Source organism: Tabrizicola sp. (assembly GCF_022842145.1).
Taxonomy (GTDB): Bacteria; Pseudomonadota; Alphaproteobacteria; order Rhodobacterales; family Rhodobacteraceae; genus Tabrizicola.
Map to the genome: position 1 here is coordinate 371,377 of NZ_JALHQD010000002.1, position 19,121 is coordinate 390,497.

Annotated in this window: 18 protein-coding genes; 8 read left to right on the top strand and 10 right to left on the bottom strand. The window is 66.0% G+C overall.

Going from position 1 to position 19,121, the window contains the following annotated elements; translation table 11 throughout:
• The first annotated feature begins 12 nt into the window (after positions 1–12).
• Positions 13–897 carry an NAD(P)-dependent oxidoreductase gene (locus Q0C42_RS06925; RefSeq protein ID WP_295073887.1) on the top strand — a complete coding sequence of 295 codons (885 nt, stop codon included), beginning with the start codon at positions 13–15 and terminating at the stop codon, positions 895–897.
• Between the two features lie 52 nt (positions 898–949).
• Here Q0C42_RS06925 and Q0C42_RS06930 read toward each other — a convergent pair whose 3' ends face one another.
• Both Q0C42_RS06930 and Q0C42_RS06935 read right to left on the bottom strand, forming a co-directional pair.
• Positions 950–3,319 (bottom strand): AMP-binding protein, encoded by a 2,370-nt coding sequence (locus Q0C42_RS06930; protein ID WP_295073890.1) that lies wholly within the window; start codon positions 3,317–3,319, stop codon positions 950–952.
• 186 nt (positions 3,320–3,505) lie between these two features.
• Positions 3,506–4,174 (bottom strand): glutathione S-transferase family protein, encoded by a 669-nt coding sequence (locus Q0C42_RS06935; RefSeq protein WP_295073893.1) that lies wholly within the window; start codon positions 4,172–4,174, stop codon positions 3,506–3,508.
• Between the two features lie 146 nt (positions 4,175–4,320).
• On the opposite strand from Q0C42_RS06935, the gene ppk2 reads away from it, so the two are divergent.
• From ppk2 to Q0C42_RS06955, 4 genes are all read left to right on the top strand, one after another.
• Positions 4,321–5,241, top strand: a complete 921-nt coding sequence (ppk2, locus tag Q0C42_RS06940) for a polyphosphate kinase 2 (protein WP_295073896.1) — start codon at positions 4,321–4,323, stop codon at positions 5,239–5,241.
• Between the two features lie 71 nt (positions 5,242–5,312).
• Positions 5,313–5,951, top strand: a complete 639-nt coding sequence (locus Q0C42_RS06945; protein WP_295073899.1) for a DUF1007 family protein — start codon at positions 5,313–5,315, stop codon at positions 5,949–5,951.
• Entirely contained in the window at positions 5,936–6,892 is a 957-nt protein-coding gene (locus Q0C42_RS06950) for a hypothetical protein (protein ID WP_295073902.1), read from the top strand. The genes Q0C42_RS06945 and Q0C42_RS06950 overlap by 16 nt, the downstream gene beginning before the upstream one ends.
• A gap of 73 nt (positions 6,893–6,965) precedes the next feature.
• Entirely contained in the window at positions 6,966–8,300 is a 1,335-nt protein-coding gene (locus Q0C42_RS06955) for an MATE family efflux transporter (protein WP_295073905.1), read from the top strand.
• Here the strand turns inward: Q0C42_RS06955 and Q0C42_RS06960 are convergent.
• From Q0C42_RS06960 to Q0C42_RS06970, 3 genes are all read right to left on the bottom strand, one after another.
• Positions 8,297–10,231, bottom strand: a complete 1,935-nt coding sequence (locus Q0C42_RS06960) for a capsular polysaccharide biosynthesis protein (protein ID WP_295074334.1) — start codon at positions 10,229–10,231, stop codon at positions 8,297–8,299. The genes Q0C42_RS06955 and Q0C42_RS06960 overlap by 4 nt on opposite strands.
• A gap of 97 nt (positions 10,232–10,328) precedes the next feature.
• On the bottom strand, positions 10,329–11,459 hold the full coding sequence (locus Q0C42_RS06965) for a polysaccharide biosynthesis/export family protein (protein WP_295073908.1): 1,131 nt from the start codon (positions 11,457–11,459) through the stop codon (positions 10,329–10,331).
• 98 nt (positions 11,460–11,557) lie between these two features.
• Positions 11,558–12,847, bottom strand: coding sequence for a capsular biosynthesis protein (locus Q0C42_RS06970; protein ID WP_295074335.1), 1,290 nt, complete (start codon positions 12,845–12,847; stop codon positions 11,558–11,560).
• A 109-nt stretch (positions 12,848–12,956) separates the two neighbouring features.
• Between Q0C42_RS06970 and Q0C42_RS06975 the strand changes: the two genes are divergently transcribed.
• The 3 genes from Q0C42_RS06975 to Q0C42_RS06985 are packed head-to-tail and all read left to right on the top strand — an operon-like array spanning position 12,957 to position 14,029.
• The gene (locus tag Q0C42_RS06975) at positions 12,957–13,559 is read left to right on the top strand and encodes a riboflavin synthase (protein WP_295073911.1); all 603 of its coding nucleotides are present in this window, start codon (positions 12,957–12,959) and stop codon (positions 13,557–13,559) included.
• A 9-nt stretch (positions 13,560–13,568) separates the two neighbouring features.
• Complete coding sequence (locus Q0C42_RS06980; RefSeq protein ID WP_295073914.1) at positions 13,569–13,874, top strand: hypothetical protein; 306 nt, start codon at positions 13,569–13,571, stop codon at positions 13,872–13,874.
• Positions 13,871–14,029, top strand: a complete 159-nt coding sequence (locus Q0C42_RS06985; RefSeq protein WP_295074341.1) for a hypothetical protein — start codon at positions 13,871–13,873, stop codon at positions 14,027–14,029. The genes Q0C42_RS06980 and Q0C42_RS06985 overlap by 4 nt, the downstream gene beginning before the upstream one ends.
• 66 nt (positions 14,030–14,095) lie before the next feature.
• Here Q0C42_RS06985 and Q0C42_RS06990 read toward each other — a convergent pair whose 3' ends face one another.
• The 5 genes from Q0C42_RS06990 to Q0C42_RS07010 form a co-directional block, all read right to left on the bottom strand.
• Positions 14,096–14,608 (bottom strand): CarD family transcriptional regulator, encoded by a 513-nt coding sequence (locus Q0C42_RS06990; protein WP_295073917.1) that lies wholly within the window; start codon positions 14,606–14,608, stop codon positions 14,096–14,098.
• Positions 14,609–14,894: 286 nt separating this feature from the next.
• The gene (fdxA, locus tag Q0C42_RS06995; RefSeq protein WP_295073920.1) at positions 14,895–15,233 is read right to left on the bottom strand and encodes a ferredoxin FdxA; all 339 of its coding nucleotides are present in this window, start codon (positions 15,231–15,233) and stop codon (positions 14,895–14,897) included.
• A 52-nt stretch (positions 15,234–15,285) separates the two neighbouring features.
• Positions 15,286–15,609, bottom strand: a complete 324-nt coding sequence (locus tag Q0C42_RS07000) for an RNA-binding S4 domain-containing protein (protein ID WP_295073923.1) — start codon at positions 15,607–15,609, stop codon at positions 15,286–15,288.
• Complete coding sequence (locus Q0C42_RS07005; protein WP_295073926.1) at positions 15,610–18,525, bottom strand: helicase-related protein; 2,916 nt, start codon at positions 18,523–18,525, stop codon at positions 15,610–15,612.
• A 3-nt stretch (positions 18,526–18,528) separates the two neighbouring features.
• Positions 18,529–18,996 (bottom strand): tetratricopeptide repeat protein, encoded by a 468-nt coding sequence (locus Q0C42_RS07010; protein WP_295074336.1) that lies wholly within the window; start codon positions 18,994–18,996, stop codon positions 18,529–18,531.
• Positions 18,997–19,121 lie beyond the last annotated feature (125 nt).

Here is a 19,121-nt window from a genome sequence, read left to right on the forward strand (position 1 = left end):
GGAGGAATTGCAATGCGGGTACTGTTCACGGGCGGATCGGGCAAGGCGGGCAAGCATGTGGTGCCCTATCTGGTGGCGCAGGGGCATCGGGTGCTGAACTTTGACCGGGTGCCCTTGGGGATCGACGGGGTGCATGACCTTCTGGGCGATATCTGCGACGCGGGGCAGGTCTATTCGGCGATGCGGACCCATGCGGGCGGGGACGAAATGGACGCCGGGGCGGCGCAGCTTTTCGATGCGGTGGTGCATTTCGCCGCTGTGCCGCGGTACGGGATGGTGCCGGATACGGAGACGTATCGGGTGAACACGGTGGGGACCTACAACGTCATCGAGGCGGCGCTGAAGATGGGGGTACGGAAGGTGATCGTGGCCTCGTCCGAGACGACCTATGGCGTGTGTTTCAGCGACGGGATCGTGGACCCGAAGGTGCTGCCGCTGGACGAGGATTACGACATCGATCCGATGGACAGCTACGGCATGTCGAAGAAGGTGAACGAGGTCACCGCGCGGAGTTTCCAGCGGCGGTTCGGGGCGGATGTCTATGCGCTGCGGATCGGCAACGTGATCGAGCCGCATGAATATGCGACAGTGTTTCCGGCGGCGGCGGCCGATCCGGGCCTGCGGCGGCGGATCACCTTCAGCTATATCGACGCGCGGGATCTGGGGCAGATCGTGGATCTGTGCCTGAAGACCGACGGGTTGGGGTTCCAGGTGTTCAACGCGGTGAACGACGAGAACTCGGTGCCGCAGCCGAACTCGGAACTGCTGGCCACCTATTTCCCGAAAGTGCCCCTGTCGCGGCCGGTGGGAGAGCGGGAGAGCCTGCTTTCCAACCGCAAGATCAAGGAGATGCTGGGGTTCAAGGAGCAGCATCCCTGGCGCAAGCAGGGGTCCTGAGCCGGGTCAACGGCCCGCCCGACCGCCGCGTGGGCGGTCGGGCCGGGGGCGACTAGTTCGTGATCGCGTCGCCGCGCACCGCCTGCGACCGGCGGTGCACAAGTTGCAGGACCTTGCGTTCCAGCCAGAGGTAGACGCGGGAGGCCGCGATGCCGGCGAGGATGGCTACGAAGAAGCCGGTCCAGGGCATCTCTTGTCCGAAGGCCTTACCCACCAGAGCCATCGCCGGATAGTGCGTCAGGTAGATGAACATCGAGGTTCCGGCGATCTCGGACACCGCGATCTTCACCTGCGAAGGCACGGGGATCGTGCGCACGAAGATCACCAGGGCGCCGGCGACGGTGATGTAAGCCGCAGCCGAAGTCAGGCCGAAATAGTAGGGGACCCAGGTCACGCACAGCACGAAGACCAGGATCTGCGCGCGCAGGTCTTTTGCCGAAGCGATGACCATGCCAAGCGCGAAACACCAGCCATAGTGCCAGGGCGTGCGATGAAAGTTGTAGTCGCCGTCAAAGTTCGCCTCGATCACCATGTCCACGGCGACGATAAGGGCGAAGTACGCAAGCGAACTGGCCAGCGGACTGCGCTGGAACGCGGCCCGCACCTGGGGGATTGAGAGCATCACGATGGTGAACAGCATCATCTGGATGAAGATCTCGATGAAGTAGAACGACGAGCCGGTGATCGTCGCTGGCACCTGGTAGTTCGAGATCAGCAGCAGGGACGGAAGCTCGAAGTTGCGGGAGACGAGTTCCAGGACGGCGTCCATCAGGACGGTCGGGATCGCGAGAGCGATGATCGTGCCCCAGAGCGTCTTCACGCTGCCTGAACGGATGATCTCTGGCAACTGGAAGCGGGCGACGGAATAGCCCGCAAGGATGTACAGGAAATAGGCCGCGCCCCAGTTGCTGCTGTAGCTGAAGGCCCCGGCGTGCAGCCCGATAATGCAGATCATGAAGAAGGCCCGTGTCAGGGTGACCGTCTCCAGGCTTCGCCAGGTCGACTTGTCGCTTTTCTCTACATGATGCTGCAGGTCTGTGGTGCTGAGCTTTTCCCATTCGTCGGGCAGCGCGCCGAAGTGGCGCTCGAAGGAGAGGGAGAACTGGATGTAGTGGAGTGAATCGCCGCCCAGCGATTCAAACGTGTCGTCGGGCTGGATCTCTTGTCCTGGAAACTCGAACTGGAAGAGCGAGAAGACATCGCTGATCTTGTCCGAGCCTTTGGTAGCCTTGACGGGTTCCGCCAATTGCTGTTCGGCGAACATCTCCGCAAGCTTGCGGCGCTGGACTTTGCCGGTGCCGGTGACCGGCAGGGCATCGACGGTCATGACATGAAGCGCGCTGCCAGCGGCAATGCCCATGTCCTGAAGGGCTGCGGCTGCGGCGGTCTTCAGCTTTTCGGTCTTGATCGCCTGACCGACGACCGCGACCAGAATGCCATCGCCACGCTGGGCATCCGGGACCTTGGCCACGGCAATCGGCGCGGCCTCGCCGATGCGGGCGCGAATCCGTTCTTCCAGCTGGTCGGGCACGACCTTCTGGCCGCCGCAGTTGATCAGATCGTCGGCGCGGCCGTCGAAGAAAAGATAGCCGTCCTGCAGGTGGCCAAGGTCATTGGTCTGCAGCCAGCCCTCGGCGTCAGTCAGGTCGTGCAACCCGTCGGCGTCGATCCGCGACCGGGCGACCTGGGGGCCGCGGATGCGGATGCGACCGTCCGGGGCAAGGGCGATTTCCCCGTCGCCCACGGGATGGCCGACCGAGTCCAGGAGGTGATCGGGCACCTCGGAGATCTGCAGGAAGGTGCTGCGCGAGGCTTCCGTGAGGCCGTAGTGCTGCACGATGAGCGCGTTCGGGAACATTGCGCGGATGCCGCGCTTTTCGTCGGCGGTCATGTGCTGCGAGCCGATTTCCATCCAGCGCAGGGCCTTGCCTGCCGCGCCGATCAGCGCGGGGTCGGCCAAGAGGAGGCGGAGGAGGGTGGGGACGGCGGACAGCGCGTTGACCTCGCCTGCCGAGAGCATGCGGGCCAGTTCCAGCGGGTCGAAGCCGCGCGGCGGAAGGTAGGCCCGGCCGCCCACGGCGCTGACGGCGCGGTAGCGGGCCATGCCGAAGCTGAAGGTCGCGGGCACGCCGACGTATTCGCGGATGTCAGCGGTCATCCGCATGACGTCGATGATGCGCTCGGTCGTGTACCCAAGGTTGCGGTAGGTCAGAAGGATGCCCTTCGGCTGGCCTTCGGTGCCCGAGGTGTAGCTGACCTGCGCGGGCCTGTCGTCGAGGATCACCGGATGCTGTGCGGTGTACCAGCCGCTTGTTTCCGACGGGTCGATGCATCGGTCGATCTTCAGCCCGGGAAGCTGGTCCGCCTGCTTGGCGTCGGTGACAAGGACCAGGGGCTGATGCGCGGCGTAGAGCGCAAACATCTGTTCGACGAAGGCAAGGGAATTCCTGCGGACAATTGCCGTTGCCTGAAGCTCGCCAATATTCATGTGAATCGCTTTCTTGTTTGGACGTCGGGGACGCCCAAGGTCGAGTGTTAAAATCGCTTCGTGACAAAACCTTGTCCTAATCAAGATCGATTGCGGACCAGGCAGCTTTCGCGCCGCGTGTCAGGTCGGGTTTGCCGGCTCGGCCATCCGGGCGGACCACATCCGCTGGAACGCCTCGCGCGACTGGCAGCGTTCCAGCCAGGCTTTCACCGCCGGGAATTCCCCCAGAAGCGTCGGGTGGCCCTGGGCGTAGCGCAGGCACTCGGCCAGGTTCAGGTCGGCCACGGTGAAACGGTCGCCCAGCAGGTGGCTGTGCGCGCCAAGGTGCGCTTCCAGCCGCGCCAAGGGGCGGCGGAGTTTGGCGACGCAGATCGAGATGGCGGCCTGGCCCTCGGCCGTCTTGTCGCCGCCCTGGCCGGTGATGGTCTGGATCTCGAGCGCCGGGCCTTCGATGGAGGTGACGGCGAGGAGGGTCCACTGGTCGAGATGCGCCGCCTCGGCCGGGGTCTTTGGCGCAAGATCGCCACCGCGGGTGCGGGCGATGTGGTTGGTGATGGCAAGACTTTCGGTCAGCACGAGGTCGCCTTCGACGTAAGCCGGGATCTGGCCGATGGGGTTCACCTTCAGGAAGCCGGGCGAGGCGGTGTTGAACGGAGCATCGGCGGCATGCGCGTCCTTCAGGCGGTAGGCCTGGATGACGGGGACATGCTCGAAAGCCTCCCCGAGTTCGTAGAGCAGCCAGATCGGGCGCGAGGCGCGGCTGCGGAAGACGCCGTAGAGGGTGGACATGGGGGACTCCATCGCTGTCGGGGCCAGACTATGCCGGGGCAGGGGGAAGCAAAAGGGGCAAGCGTCAGGCGGGTTCTTGATCGGGATCAAGGCAGAATGTCGCAGTCCGTGCCAAGGCTGCGGGGTCATGTGATGGAGGTGCCCCGATGGACGACAGTGCGACGATCCTGAAACCAGAGGCCGCAGAAGCCGTGCCGGGTCCCAAGACCTTTCCGGTGGCCGACAACCCGCTGCATCAGGCTTTCGAGTCGGGGCGCTATCCTTACGCCCGGCTGTTGGGCCGGGTGGCTTATGAGACGGAAAAGGCGAAGCTGCAGGCCGAGCTGCTGAAGGTGCAGATCTGGGCGCAGGAGACCGGGCAGAAGTTCGTTATCCTGATGGAAGGGCGCGATGCGGCCGGCAAGGGCGGCACGATCAAGCGGTTCATGGAGCATCTGAACCCGCGCTATGCCCGGGTCTGCGCGCTGACCAAGCCAAGCGATGTGGAGAAGGGCCAGTGGTTCTTCCAGCGTTACCTCGCGCATTTGCCGACGGCGGGGGAAATGGTGTTCTACGACCGCAGTTGGTACAACCGGGCGGGCGTGGAGCGGGTGATGGGGTTCTGCAGTCCCACCGAATATCTGGAGTTCATGCGGCAGGCGCCGGAACTGGAGCGGATGCTCGTCCGGTCGGGCATTCGCCTCTACAAATACTGGTTCAGCGTCACGCGGGAAGAGCAGCGGGCGCGGTTTCTGGCGCGGGAAACCGATCCGTTGAAGATGTGGAAGCTGTCCCCCATCGACAAGGCCAGCCTTGACCGCTGGGACGATTATACCGAGGCGAAGGAAGCGATGTTCTTCTACACCGACACCGCCGACGCGCCTTGGGTGATCGTGAAGTCGAACGACAAGAAGCGGGCGCGGCTAAACTGCATGCGGCATTTCCTGTCGACCATCGATTATCCGAACAAGGACCATGCGGTGGTGGGCACCCCCGATCCGCTGATCGTCGGGCGGGCGCAGCAGGTGCTGGGGATGGGACCCGACATCTATGATGCGGCGACCCATCCGGCGATGCAGCGCGGCTGATCTGCGCCGGGGGCGGTGCGCTGCCCTTGGCGTTTCGCCCCGGCGCCACTAAGTTGCCCGCCATGTGGCGGATGGCATTCCTCTTTTCTTGTCTTGCGGCGGGCCCGGCGCTGGCCCATCCGCATGTCTTCATCGACACGAAGATCGAGGTGCTGCTCAACGACCGGAACGAGGCGACCGGGCTTCAGGTCACCTGGACCTATGACGACCTTTATTCGCTGTACATCGTCGGTGACATGGGGCTGGACCCCGACTGGGACGGCAAGCTTACCCCCGAGGAGGAGGCACAGCTGTCCGGCTTCGACATGAAGTGGATCGAGGGCTACGAGGGGGACACCTATCCCCTGATGGCGGGGGCGCCGTTGCAGCTGTCGGGACCGCGCGACTGGACGGCTGGCTATGCCGAGGGGAAGATCACTTCGACCCATGTCCGCGACTTCGCGGCCCCGGTTCCTGTCGGAACAGAGCCGCTGGTCGTGCAGGTCTATGATCCGGGCTATTACGTCGCCTATGCGATTCCCTTCGATCCGGTGGTGACAGGCGGCACGGGGTGTTCGGCGCAGGTCTTTGTCCCGGACATGGACGCCGCGACCGAAGCGCTGCAGGCGGCATTGTCGGAGTACACTCCGGATGTCGACCTTGAAGCCGAGTTCCCGGCAGTGGGGGCCAACTTCGCCGAGGAGGTCCGCGTAACATGCGCCGCGCCTTAGGCTTCGCCGGACTGGCACTGGTGGGGCTTGGGCTGGTCCTCTGGCTGACGGGCGCGCTGGGGCCACTGGCCGAGTGGCTGCAATCTGCCCAGCGGGCAGCGCAAGAGCGGTTGGCGGGCGCGATCCGTGCCTTGCGCGGAGGAGAGCCGGGGGCCTTGGCCGCGTTCTGGCTGGTGTGCTTCGGCTACGGCGTGTTGCATGCGGCGGGGCCGGGGCATGGCAAGCTGGTGATCGGCGGCTACGGTGTGGCGCGGCGGGTGCCGGTCGGGCGGCTGGCGGGGCTGGCGCTGGCGTCAAGCCTGGCACAGGCGGCCGTGGCGGTGGCGCTCGTTTATGCGGCGGTGGCGGTGCTGGGGCTGACCCGCACGGCCGTCGAGGGCGCGGCAGAGACCTGGGTGACGCCCATCGGCCATGCGATGATCGCCGGGCTGGGGCTGTGGCTGGTCTGGTGCGGGGTCGCGGGACTGCGGCTGCAGGCGCATGCCAAGGCAAGCGCGCATGGTCATCAGCACGGCCACGGCCATGATCACGGGCACGGGCACGGACATGGGCAGCACAAGCATGGGCACCACGACCACGGCCCCGAATGCAACCATGCACACGGCCCGACGGTCGATGAGGTGGAGCGGGTCGGCTCGTTCCGCGACGGGCTGGCACTGGTCGCCGGCATCGCAATGCGGCCCTGTTCGGGCGCGCTGTTCGTGCTGGTCCTGACCTGGCAACTGGGTATTGCCGCGGCAGGGGTTGCCGGGGCTTTCGTCATGGGACTTGGGACCGCGCTGGTCACGGTCGCCGCGGCGCTGCTGGCGGTCTGGGCGCGGGAGGGGGCCTTGTCGGGCCTTGGGTCGGGCGGTGTCGCCCGGGCGATGCCGCTGGTGCAGCTGGCCGTCGGGGCGGTGATCGCCATTGCCGCCGGTAGTCTCTTGATCCAGGCCCTCTGACGCCGCGGCGCGGCGGAGAGGGTGGCTTGTGCCGCCACGGGAGCGCGGATAAGCCTGCGGCATGACGTCACAAATGTCCAAAACCACCCACGCGCGGGAGACGCTCGTGCTGGGCCTGCCGCTTGTCGGATCGCATCTGGCGCAGATGGCGCTGCATGTGACCGATACGGTCATGGTCGGCTGGTACGGCGTCGTCTCGCTGGCCGCCGTGGTGCTGGGCGCCTCGTCCTTCTTCATCGTCTTCGTGCTTGGGTCGGGCTTTGCCAAGGCGGTGATGCCGATGGTTGCCGCAGCCCTTGGCCGCGATGACGAAACCCGGGTTCGCCGCGATACCCGGATGGGGATCTGGCTGTCGATCGCCTATGGCCTGATGGTCTATCCGGTCTTCTGGTGGTCCGAGCCGATCCTGCTGGCCCTGGGCCAGGACAGCGAGGTCTCGGCCATCGCCAGCGACTACATGCGGATCGCGGGGCTGGGTATGGTGCCGGCGCTGGTCGTCACGGTGCTGCAAAGCTATCTTTCGGCCCTGCACCGGACGCAGGTGGTCCTTTGGGTCACGCTGGCCGCAGTGCTGCTGAACATCGGCGTCAACTGGGCGCTGATCTTCGGCAACTGGGGCTTTCCGGAACTTGGCGCGCGGGGGGCTGCCATCGCGACGGTGACGGTCCAGGTCGTGTCGCTGATCATCCTGGCCCTTTACGCGCATCTCTTGCCCGAGCTGCGGCGCTTTCACCTGTTCCAACGCTTCTGGCGGCCGGACTGGCACGCGATGCGCCAGGTCTTCAACCTGGGACTGCCGATCGGGCTGACCGGGCTGGCCGAGGGCGGGCTGTTCCAGGCCTCGGCGCTGATGATGGGCTGGATCGGCACGGTCGAGCTGGCCGCCCACGGCATTGCGCTGGAGGTGGCGGCGCTGACCTTCATGCTGCACGTCGGCCTGTCCAGTGCGGCGACGATCCGCATTGCCCGCTTTGACGGGCAGGGCGACCGGGTCGCACTGCGGCGGGCGGCGAAGGTGGCGGTGGTGATCTCGTTCGGGGTGGCACTTGCGTCGGTGGCGCTGTTCCTGTCGGCCGCACGGCCCATCGTGGCGCTGTTTCTGGACCTATCGAAGCCGGAAAGCGAGACGATCCTGGCCTATGGCACGGTCTTGCTGGGCTTGGCTGCGCTGTTTCAGCTGGCCGACGGAATGCAGGTCATGGCGCTGGGCCTCTTGCGCGGTGTGCAGGATACCCGGGTGCCGATGTGGCTTGCGGCGGTCAGCTACTGGCTGATCGGCATCCCCTGCAGCTATGTCCTGGCGTTTCCGCTGGGCTATGGCGGGGTGGGGCTGTGGCTGGGGCTGGTCGTCGGGCTGATCTGTGCGGCGGCAAGCCTGATGTGGCGCTTCTGGCGGCTGGTGCGCTAGCGCCAGAGATGCGCGTAGCCCGCCAGTCGGCCCTGCAGCTTGGAAAGAAGCCGGTTCATCCGGCCGGGATGCGGGATATCTCCCGCTGCCAGTCGATCAAGGGCGACCTCGACCGGGCAGGGGCGGTGGCTGACCGGGTCCCAATAGCGCGGATAGGCGATCAGCGCGGCATGGACCAGTTGCACAAGGTCGGGCCGGGCGGTGCGGCGGTCGGGTATCGGGCCAAGGTCGCGGGTCAGGCCCCATCCCGCGTAGAAGGGCGCACCCAGGCAGGTGACGCTGACACCCCGGAGGAGCGCCTCGAAGCCGGTGAGCGAGGTCATGGTCCAGACCTCCTGCACCTCGGCCAGAAGGGCGGCGGTGTCGGCTTGAGCGAGGACCAGGTCGGCCAGACCGCTTGCGTCGATGACGCCGGGGCGAAGGCCGGCTTCGACGTCGGGATGCGGCTTGTAAAGGATCACCGCGCCGGGGTTGGCCGCCCGCACGGCCTGCAGAAGGTCAAGGTTCGTGCGCACCTCGCCCGCGCCCTGCCGGATCGAGGCGTCATCCTCGACCTGGCCGGGCACCAGGATGCGGTGGCCGGGTGGCAGCGACGGCACCGCGCCGGGAAGGTTGTACTTGGTCAGGCCATCGGTCTGCAGCCGGTCGATCAGCGCCGCAGCCCGGTGGCGCTGGCCGTCGGTCAGGGGCGTGGCCATCAGCGTCTCCAGCCGGGAAGGGCGGGTCGGGTCGTAATAGATGCCGAGGTCGTCCGTCACCAGCGACAGGGGCGGCACCAATTCGGCGCCCAGCCCGCGTGAGCGCAAAAAGCCGTCCTCGACCCGCAGGCAGCGGGCCTTCGGCGCAAAGGCTTCGGGCTCTTTCCCCGCCCAGAGCAGCAGGCCGCGCCCCGAGCGGCTGGCCCGCCGGTCGGCGGCTGCGGGGGCGTCGCGGAACAGGAGGGGTTTCGTGCCGCCAAAGACCGCTTGCAGCCGCCCCCGCTTCCAGAGTCGCATCCCGGCCGCGACATGCCCATGCCGGTCCTCGCGCCAGGCGCGGACCTCGGCCTGAAGCTGGTGGATCACCTCCTCCACCCCGCAGAGCCGGTCGCGGCAGGGGTCGTACCAGAGGGGGGCCAGCAGCATGGCACCGGCGAAAAGCTCTTCCCGGGTCAGCATTCGGGTGCGGCGCGGGATTGGCTGCTCGTCCTGGCTGAGACCCCAGCCGGCATAGAACGGCTGACCGAAGACCCGCGGGCTATGGCCGTGCAGGATCGCTTCGAACCCCATCTGCGACGACACGGTAAAGACCTGCGCCGCCCCTGCCAAAAGCCGGTGGGGCGACACCGGGGCCGTCAGAAGGCTGACCCGCCCCCCCGCATCGCCCGAACCGAAATGGCCGGGACGCAGGCCCGCGCCGCTTTCGGGGTGCGTGCGGATGACAACGCGCCGTTCGGGGTGATCCCGCCGCGCGAGAGCCAGCATGTCCCGGAAGGTCGCCTTTGAAGCCCCCGAGCGATGGATCGAGGCGTCGCCGACGGTCTGGTCGACGACAAGGACATATCCGGGTGCGGGCGCAGGCAGGTCCATGTCAAAATTGTTGTATTTGGACAATCCAGCGGAAATTAAACAATCAGTTAGCCGCTTTGCCTGATCCAGAAGGTTTGAATTATACAAGTCCGGCGACTGCAAAATCTCCTCGATCCGGGAGGGGCGGCTGCTGTCGAAATGGACTCCGACCGGGTCGACAAGGAGGCCAAGTGGCGCTTCGCCGCTTTGGCGTCCGAGATGCACCGAGCGCAGGAAGGCGTCCTCGATCCGGATGAGGGGCACCCCGCGGCGGGCGGCGATGGCTTCGCCGCGCCAGGCCGTGGGGCTTGCGCCCCAGACCGCAACGCCATCCTCGGGGCCGGGCAAGCCCAGGCGCAATTCGTGCCCGGCAAGTTCCAGCATCCGGTGCAAGTGGCGGTCGCGCAGGAAGGACAGGTTCTGGTGGCAAAGCCGCCGGGGCACCCCGGTCAGCGCGCCGAACCCCTTCGGCACGGCGGGCTCAGTTCCCGGAATTGGCGGTATTGGCCAGGTTCGAGGCCACCGCGGTCGATCCCGTGATCGCGCTCAGCGTCTTTTGCCATTGCACGTAAGGTGCCTCGGTCACGTAAAGCGTGTCGCCGTCGCGGATCAGGAAATCGCGCGCCTCGAACAGGCCCGTGGGTTCGGTCAGGTCCAGCACATAGACGATGCGCTGGTCGCCGATTAGATCGGACCGGCCAAGCACCGCGCGGGCGATCCCTTCGCTTTCGTCACGCAGGATGAAGACGCCCTTGGGGTCCGCCGCCATTGTCGAGAGCCCGCCCACCGTGGCAATCGCCTCCAGCGCCGACAGCGTGGCGGATTCGAAGGGCACCGTGCTTTGCGTACCCGTGGCACCCAGTGCGATGAATTTGCGACTGTCTTCCTCGATCATGATCTTGTCGCCGGGCCGCAGCGCGATATCCAGCGCGGGGTTTTCGTACAGGTCCTGGAGCCAGATCCTGCCAGTGTGCCCGCCCCGCGTCACGCGCACGATGGCGACGGCCGGGTCGACGGTGACGCCACCGGACTTGGCCAGCATGGTGGCCAATGTGCGGGTCGAGGATTCGATCGGATAGACCCCGTTCGAGGCCGCCTGACCCGAGATCGACACCGTCGAGCCACCGCCCGCATTGCGCGAGACGCTGATTTGCGGGTCGGGGGTCTGGTCTTCCAGCTTGCGGGTGATCGCCTGGCGCAGGCCTTCCGGCGTCTGGCCCGCAGCCTTGATGCGGCCGGCGTAGGGAATGTAGATGTAGCCCTGGCCGTCGACCTGAAGCTCGGACAGGCCCGAGACGCGCTGGCCGGTATTGCCAAGAAGCGGCTCGTCCTTGACGTTTTCGTAGACGGTCACGCTGATCGTGTCGCCGGTCGAAATCGTGTCAGCGCCAACAAGGCCCGCGTTGCGGAAACCATCGCTGAACCCGAAGCTGGGCTGCACCGCGGTTGCGGCGGATACTGCCGAGGTGACGGGAACGATGTGCGCGTTGCCCTTGGCCTCGACCGAACCGGAGAGGACCTCGCGTTTGGTGGGACCGGAGCGCGGGAGGCCGCAGGACGCGACAAGCGTCAGGCTCGTCAGCAGGACAACTGCCTTAACCGTGTACGACATTCTTACCGCCACCGCCCCATGCCCCTGCGTCTTGCGTCAGGATTTCAAAGGGAACTCTAGCGAATCGCCCTTTGGTTGACCAGTCGGGCACGCGGAATTCAGCGGACGAGACGGAACTGTTGCCGCGGTGCCGCTGTGCCCGAGGTCAGGGCCTGATAGGGATCCTCGGCCGCCAGCATCATGTCCACCACCTGCCGCAGAAGCCGCCTGCGCCCCCGAACGGAGTAGAAGCCCCCCACGACCTGCGAGGTTTCCAGCAGGAAATGCCGGTAATCGCGGTAGGCGCGCGTGTCGGGGCGCTGCGGCGTCGTGAAGAACTCCTCCAGCGGTTGCGACGAGACGAATTCCGGCTTGGCATAGACCGCGTCGCCGAAGGTGCGCAGCGGCAGGCCGCGCCAGAGCGCCTGCTGACCCGCCGTCGAATTCACCGTCACCGCCGAGCGCGCGTCGTTCAGAAGCTGTGCCAGCTTGCCGCCGCGGACGAAATGCACCCGGCCGGACAGCCCATGCTCCGCCGCAAGGCGGCGGATCGCGGGCAGGATCGGTATGCGCCCATCCTCCAGCGGGTGGGCCTTGAAGACCAGGTGGTGATGCGGCGGCGCGCCCTTGGCAAAGCCGTCGATCACCACGGCCAGAAAGTCGGTCATGCTGGAGAAGGGCGAATGGTCGCGGAAACTGGCATCATGTTCCAGTTGCAGGATCGCCAGGTGATAGGGAAATCCGCCGCGCCGGATGCGCCAGGTGGCCAGACGACGCTCCAGCCGGTGAACCGGCATCAGGAGGAAGCGGTTGAGGTAAAGCTGGAATTCCTGCCAGACGGTCAGCGCCCGGTGCGGCCGGAAGTTGCGGTAGACGCGGCCCCCGAGGGCGACGCAGCCGTGATAAAGCGCGCCCCAGAACATATGCTCGCGCATGTCGCCCCAGGTTGCCGGCACCTCGGGCAGGTCGAGGTCGACCTTGGCAAGCGCGGTCTGCATCTGGGGCACCGAAAGCTCCATCAGCCGGGAATGCCCGTTCGATCCGCTGCGTTCGTAGGTGACCCAGTAGGGGCGCAGATAGCCTTCCTCGAAGACATGCACGGTGATGCCGCGGTCCTTGGCCAGGGCGATCGCCTGGGCATGGATCGGCCGCGTGTCGCCGTAAAGCACGAGGTCGGTGATGCCGTGCTGCGCCATGAGGTCGGCGCAGGTGTCCGGCCATTGGTCATGCTTGCCCTTGAACGCGATGTAGCCCGGTCCCGGCCAGAACACCCGGTCGCCGAGGTTGAAGCCCACCCGCCAGACCTTTGCCCCCGTCAGGCGCAACAGCCAGGCCAGCCGATGGAACCAGGGTCCATGCGGGCCTTGCAGAAAGAGGAAGCGGCGTATGGGGCGGCTCACCTTGCGCAGACTGCCTTGGATCGGTTGCGGAATGGTGAATCGATATGGCCCGAAGGGTCGCAGGCTTGCAAGCGCGGCGGGGGGGCTTTACCTCGGACGAAAGCAGCAGGAGGCACGCATGTTCACCGGAATTGTCACAGATGTCGGTCGGATCGTCGAGACGAAGGTCACGGGTGATCTGCGCGCGCGGATCGCCACGCGCTATGACGTGGGCGGCATCGATATCGGGGCCTCGATCGCCTGCGACGGGGTCTGCCTGACGGTGGTGGCGCTGGGGGCCGAGCCGGAAGGCTGGTTCGACGTGGAGATCTCGGGCGAGACGGTGTCAAAGACCAACATCGGGCACAACGGTTGGCCGGTCGGCAAGCGGGTGAACCTGGAGCGGGCGCTGAAGGTCGGGGATGAGTTGGGCGGGCACATCGTCTCGGGTCATGTCGACGGGGTGGCCGAGGTGATCTCGGTCCGGCCGGAAGGCGGGTCGGTGCGCGTGACCTTCCGCGCGCCGGAGGCTTTGGCCAAGTTCATCGCGCCCAAGGGGTCGGTGGCGCTGAACGGGACCTCGCTGACGGTGAACGAGGTCGCGGGGGCGGAGTTCGGAGTGAACATGATCCCGCACACGCAGGAGGTCACGACCTGGGGCGAAGTGGCCGTGGGGGACAAGGTGAACCTTGAGGTCGATACGATGGCCCGCTACGTGGCGCGGCTGCGCGAATACGACTAGGGTAACGCGATGGGCGAGATCGCAGGACTTGCAGTTGCCTTCAGTGTCGCCGGTCTTTTCGTCGGGCTGGTGACGGGCTGGCTTGGCAACCGCTGGGTCTTTCTGGCCTGCTTCGGCCTTGCTGTCGGTGTCGCAACCGTTCTGGCTGTGCAGGCCGCGCTGAGCAACAGTGCGATGAGCTCGCTTGAACAGATCGTCTACGCCGCCCTAGCCGTCTGGGGCGCCTTGGTCGCGCTGGCTGTCCATGAGGTGATCAAAGCTCTGCGCGCCCGGCGGTCAGGGCGGGCTTATGGCAGCGAGGATACCCAGCCATGACCCTTGGGCATAATGGCGGGCCCTCGCTGGAGGGCGGGGTGAGTTGGCGCAAGCATTGCTGGTCTGCGGCGCGGGAGCGGTTGCTGCCGACCCTGCCGATCGAGGTGGTGCGGCTGCGCGTGAAGCGGGCGCAGGCAAGATGGCGTTTTCGCTGATCCCATAGGCCCAAAGAAATGGCGGCCCCCGAGGGACCGCCATGTTTTATTCGCTAGATCGAAATATCAGGCCGCGACGCGACCCACCAGGACCGAGTCGACCTGCTTGGCCGCTCCGGCCTCGTCCACGCCGGACACAGCGGCGACTTCGCGGGTCAGGCGTTCCAGCGCGGCTTCGTAAAGCTGACGCTCGGAATAGGACTGCTCGCGCTGGTCGTCGGCGCGGTGCAGGTCGCGGACCACTTCGGCGATCGACAGAAGGTCGCCCGAGTTGATCTTCTGTTCGTATTCCTGGGCACGGCGCGACCACATCGCGCGCTTGACCTTGGCCTTGCCCTTCAGAGTGTCGAGAGCCTTGGTGATCACGTCGGGCGCCGAGAGGGCACGCATGCCGATTTCCACCGCCTTGTGGGTGGGGACGCGCAGGGTCATCTTGTCCTTCTCGAAGGAGATGACGAAAAGCTCGAGCTGGATTCCGGCGATCTGCTGCTCCTCGATCGAGATGATCTTGCCGACGCCGTGCGCCGGGTAGACCACGAAATCGTTCGGGCGGAATTCAGGCTTCTTCGACTTGGTCATTCACTTATCCCCAGAAGGGACGCCGTTCCGCGACAAAGACCCCGCGCGCCCTGAACGCAAGTTCAGGCGAGTGGAGCTGGATTGTCACAAAAAATTTTGGCTTGGGCGCTGGCCTAAGCCTTCGGTTCGGCATCCGTGCTTGTTTTGTAAAGGAACCATAACACAAAACGCGCCTGATTCCAACTGCCGCGAAACCGGGCAGTTCAGACGTAACGCCTTGTAATCACGGAACTTCCCGCGTTGTCACCGATTCGGGGCCACAGATATGCCCGAATCGCATAGGTCTTCAGCCGCCGCTACCGCCGGCCTCGGAGAAATATTTGGTCAGCTTTCCGGTCTCGCCGTCACGCTCTTCATAGCCGGGAAGCGGGTCCTTCTTGGTCACGATCACCGGCCATTGCACCGCATACTTCCGGTTGAAGGAAACCCATTCCTCCATATCCGGTTCCGTATCGGGGCGAATTGCGTCGGCGGGGCATTCGGGTTCGCAGACGCCGCAGTCGATGCACTCATCCGGGTGGATGACGAGCATGTTCTCGCCCTCGTAAAAGCAGTCGACCGGGCAGACCTCGACGCAGTCGGTGTATTTGCAGGCGATGCAGTTGTCGATGACGACGTAGGTCATGGGCGTGGCCTTGGTACGAAGCGTTTGCGCCTAGCTAAGGCAGACGGGCGGATCATTCAAGCGGGTCCGGGGCAGATGGGCCCGGATCGAGGTCCAGATAAAGCGCCTGCGCCTCGGACGCGGGGCCGCGGCGCTGGCCCAGGGCCAGGATGCGGACGACGCGGATGCGGTTGGCTTGCGGGAAGGTCAGGGTGTCGCCCAGCGTCACGTCGCGGCCGGGGCGGCTGATCCGGGTGCCGTTCACGCGGACATGGCCTTCCTCGATCATCCCGGCGGCCAGGCTGCGCGACTTGAAGAACCGGGCCTGCCAGAGCCATTTGTCCAGCCGCACCCTTGCGGCAGCGGCTGGATCAGGTTTGCCCGAAGGCCCGGCCAATCAGACCTTGCCCTTAAGGGCGAGAAGGGCCGCAAACGGGTTGTCGGGATCGATCGGCTTTTCGGCGCGGGGCGGGCGGGCCTCGTAGGACTTCTGCCGGTCGTCGCGCTGGGGCTTGCCGCCCTTGTAGTCGCCTTTCGGACGGTCGCCCTGGGGACGGTCGCCCTTGGGACGGTCGCCACGCGGGCGATCCCCTTGCGGGCGGTCGCCCTTGGGCCGATCACCTTGGGGCCGGTCGCCTTGCGGACGGTCACCTTGGGGCCGCTCGCCCTGGGGACGGTCGCCACGCGGTGCGCGGGGCGCTTCGCCTTCCTTGCGTTCGGGGCGCGGGGCACGCTCGGGACGCGGGCGGGGCTTCGGCGCCCAGGTGAAGGTGTAGAAGGCCTCCATCTCGGGTGCCGCAGGTTCGGCTTCGGGTTCCGGCGGCGGGGCCAGGATCGAGACTTCCTCGGGGATGGGCACGCCCGCTGCAATGGCGGCGGCGGCTTCGGCCGAGATTTCCGGGACCTTCGCGGCTTCGGCGGCTTTCACCTTGGCGCGTTCGGCCTTTTCGCCCTTGTAGCCCAGGCCCGCCATCAGGTCGGCGAACTGGTCGAGGGTCATGCCGGTGATCGACAGCATGTCCGGCGTGGCTTCGAACCCGGCGCGCGAGTCCTTCTGGCGCAGGATGTCGGCGAGGCGTTCCAGCATGTCGATGCGGATCGCGCGGGTTCCGGCCGGGTGGTAGCCCGCCAGCGTGTAGTGCTGCTTCGGCACTTCCTGGACGTTGGGGATCGTCACCAGGCCCGGAGGCGGCGATTCGGGGAATTCCTGGAGGCCGTTCCACAGCGACCACAGCACCAGCCGCAGGCGGGTCGGGGCGGGCTTCAGGAGGGCGGGCAGGAAGATGGTGAACTGGCCGAAACGGACGCCGTGCTTGCGCAAGGCACCACGGGCTTCCTGGTCCAGCTCCTTGACCTCGGAGGCCACGGCCTCGCGCGGCAGGACGCCCATCGCCTCGGACAGGCGGAAGGCGAAGCCGCGGGCAAGGCCGGTCAGAGCCTCATCGCGGGCCATGGCGAGCAGGGGCTCGAACTGGGCGGCGACCTTGCGGTCGATGAAGTGCTGCAGGCGGCGGCGGACCTTTTCCACCACTTCCGGACCGGCTTCTTCGTCCACGAAGGCTTCGACTCCCGGTTTCGCGGGTTCGGCGCCCTTGACCAGCTTGCCCACCGCGTTGGTGCCCCACATGAGGCCACCCTGTTCGGTGAAGTCCAGTTCGGTGTCCGGCGCGTTGTAGAACCGGTCGGCGCGCAGGTGGAATTCCGGCTTCAGCGCCTGGATCGCGGCCTGGGCCAGCGTGCGGGCGGCATCGGGCGTCGCCGAGGCATCCTGCTTGAAGCGGAAGCCCTCCAGTTTCCCGGCGAATTCGCCTTCGACCGTCACTTCGCCCTTGTCATTCACTTCGGCCAAGAGAGCCTCCTTCTGCTTCAACCGGCGGAGCAGAACACTCGTCCGCCGGTCGACAAATCGTTGCGTCAGCGCCGCATGCAGCGCATCCGACAGGCGGTCTTCTACAGCGCGAGTCTCATCCCGCCAATGGCTTTCGTCTGCAACCCAGTTTTTCCGCTGGGTGACGTAGGTCCAGGTGCGGATATAGGCCAGCCTGCGCGATAATGTGTCGATATCGCCGTCGGTCTTGTCGATGCGCTTGATCGCCTGCGCCAGCCAGTCCGAGGGGATGCGGCCCCCGCCAAGACCCCGGCCGACGAGGAATTCGAAGATCCGGGTCAGGAGGGCCGTGTGTTCGGGGCCGGAGGACGACCGGAAGTCCGGAATCCGGCAGACGTCCCAGAGAAGCTGCACGCGCTTTGCATCGGTCAGCTTGTCCTGCACTTCGGGCATGGCGGACAAGGCCTTGAGGGCCAGCACATCGTCGGCATCCCGCGCGCGGGTCAGCCATTCGTTGAAGGTGGGGGCCTCGAGGCTGCGGATCAGGCGGTCGGCCGAGCCGAAATCCATCGATTCGTTGCGCCAGTGCAGTTTCTTGACCGGGGCGAAGCGGTGGGTCTCGATGGCTTCGACGACATCCTCGTCGAAGGGCCGCGCTTCGCCGGTGACGCCGAAGGTTCCGTCTTCGGTGTGGCGGCCGGCGCGACCGGCGATCTGGGCCAGTTCCTGCGGATACAGCGCGCGCATCCGGCGGCCGTCGAACTTCACCGTCGAGGAAAACGCAACGTGGCTGATGTCGAGGTTGAGGCCCATGCCGATGGCGTCGGTCGCCACCAGGTAATCCACGTCCCCGTTCTGATAAAGCGCGACCTGGGCGTTTCGGGTGCGCGGGCTGAGGGCGCCCATGACCACGGCGCAACCGCCTTTCTGGCGGCGGATCAGCTCGGCGATGGCATAGACGTTTTCCACCGAGAAGCCGACGATGGCCGACCGTTCCGGCATCCGGCTGATCTTCTTCGACCCCGAATAGGTCAGCGTCGACATTCGGTCACGCTTGAGGAAGGTCACATGCGGCACCAGCCCCGCGATGGCCGCGCGCATGGTGTCGGACCCGAGGAACAGCGTCTCGTTCAGCCCCCGGGCGCGGAGGAGGCGGTCGGTGAACACATGGCCCCGGTCGGCGTCGGCGCAAAGCTGGATCTCATCGACCGCGACGAAATCGGCCCCGATCTCCAGCGGCATCGCTTCGGTGGTGCAGACCCAGTACTGGGTGCGTTCGGGGACGATGCGTTCCTCGCCCGTGACCAGCGCCACCACGGACGGGCCGACCTTGGCGACGATACGGTCATAGACCTCACGCGCCAGAAGGCGCAGCGGCAGGCCGATCACGCCTGTCCGGTGCGACAGCATCCGCTCGATCGCATGATGGGTCTTGCCAGTGTTCGTCGGTCCAAGGACCGCCGTCACCCGCCGCGGGGCGTCCATGACTTAAAGCTCCTGACCCTCGGCCTCGGTCTCCAGACGCTCGATCGCTTCCGAGGCGCCCTGAAGATGGGGATGGATCGCGAGGGCAGCCTTGTAAACCTCCAACGCACGGTCCGGCTTGCCGGTTTCCTCGAGAATCATCGCAAGCCCCGACAAGGCCCCGAAATGCCGGGGGTTCAGCGTCAGCACCTGGCCGATGTCTGCGACCGAAGGCCCGAACTCGCCCGCCATGTAATAGGCGGTCGCCCGCGCGTTCCAGGCCTCGGCGAAGCTGGGGGCGTGGTCGATGACGGCGGTGAAATGCTCGATCGCCTGGCCGGTTTCGCCCAAGGCCATCGCATCTTTCCCGCGCTGCAGCAGAAGATCCATCGCCGGAGAGCCGGATTTCGACCATTCGATCCAGATTTCCGTCTCGATCCGGCCCGCCTCGGCTTCTTCGGCGGTCTTCAGGCGGTCGAACAAACCATCCAGCTTCGCGGTGTCCTCGGCAAACGCGACGGCGCAAGTCAGGAAAAGCGGCAAAAGTGCCGCAACGATACGATTGAGAATGGCAACTTTCACGCCCATATCTTGAAACTAGACGATCCACGCCAGAT

Bases quoted from the DNA above. Each gene is read 5' to 3' on its own strand.
- Q0C42_RS06925 (WP_295073887.1), top strand. From the start codon at position 13: ATGCGGGTACTGTTCACGGGCGGATCGGGCAAGGCGGGCAAGCATGTG.
- Q0C42_RS06930 (WP_295073890.1), bottom strand. From the start codon at position 3,319: ATGTTTGCGCTCTACGCCGCGCATCAGCCCCTGGTCCTTGTCACCGAC.
- Q0C42_RS06935 (WP_295073893.1), bottom strand. From the start codon at position 4,174: ATGTCCACCCTCTACGGCGTCTTCCGCAGCCGCGCCTCGCGCCCGATC.
- ppk2 (WP_295073896.1), top strand. From the start codon at position 4,321: ATGGACGACAGTGCGACGATCCTGAAACCAGAGGCCGCAGAAGCCGTG.
- Q0C42_RS06945 (WP_295073899.1), top strand. From the start codon at position 5,313: ATGGCATTCCTCTTTTCTTGTCTTGCGGCGGGCCCGGCGCTGGCCCAT.
- Q0C42_RS06950 (WP_295073902.1), top strand. From the start codon at position 5,936: ATGCGCCGCGCCTTAGGCTTCGCCGGACTGGCACTGGTGGGGCTTGGG.
- Q0C42_RS06955 (WP_295073905.1), top strand. From the start codon at position 6,966: ATGTCCAAAACCACCCACGCGCGGGAGACGCTCGTGCTGGGCCTGCCG.
- Q0C42_RS06960 (WP_295074334.1), bottom strand. From the start codon at position 10,231: ATGCTGGAACTTGCCGGGCACGAATTGCGCCTGGGCTTGCCCGGCCCC.
- Q0C42_RS06965 (WP_295073908.1), bottom strand. From the start codon at position 11,459: ATGTCGTACACGGTTAAGGCAGTTGTCCTGCTGACGAGCCTGACGCTT.
- Q0C42_RS06975 (WP_295073911.1), top strand. From the start codon at position 12,957: ATGTTCACCGGAATTGTCACAGATGTCGGTCGGATCGTCGAGACGAAG.
- Q0C42_RS06980 (WP_295073914.1), top strand. From the start codon at position 13,569: ATGGGCGAGATCGCAGGACTTGCAGTTGCCTTCAGTGTCGCCGGTCTT.
- Q0C42_RS06985 (WP_295074341.1), top strand. From the start codon at position 13,871: ATGACCCTTGGGCATAATGGCGGGCCCTCGCTGGAGGGCGGGGTGAGT.
- Q0C42_RS06990 (WP_295073917.1), bottom strand. From the start codon at position 14,608: ATGACCAAGTCGAAGAAGCCTGAATTCCGCCCGAACGATTTCGTGGTC.
- fdxA (WP_295073920.1), bottom strand. From the start codon at position 15,233: ATGACCTACGTCGTCATCGACAACTGCATCGCCTGCAAATACACCGAC.
- Q0C42_RS07005 (WP_295073926.1), bottom strand. From the start codon at position 18,525: ATGGACGCCCCGCGGCGGGTGACGGCGGTCCTTGGACCGACGAACACT.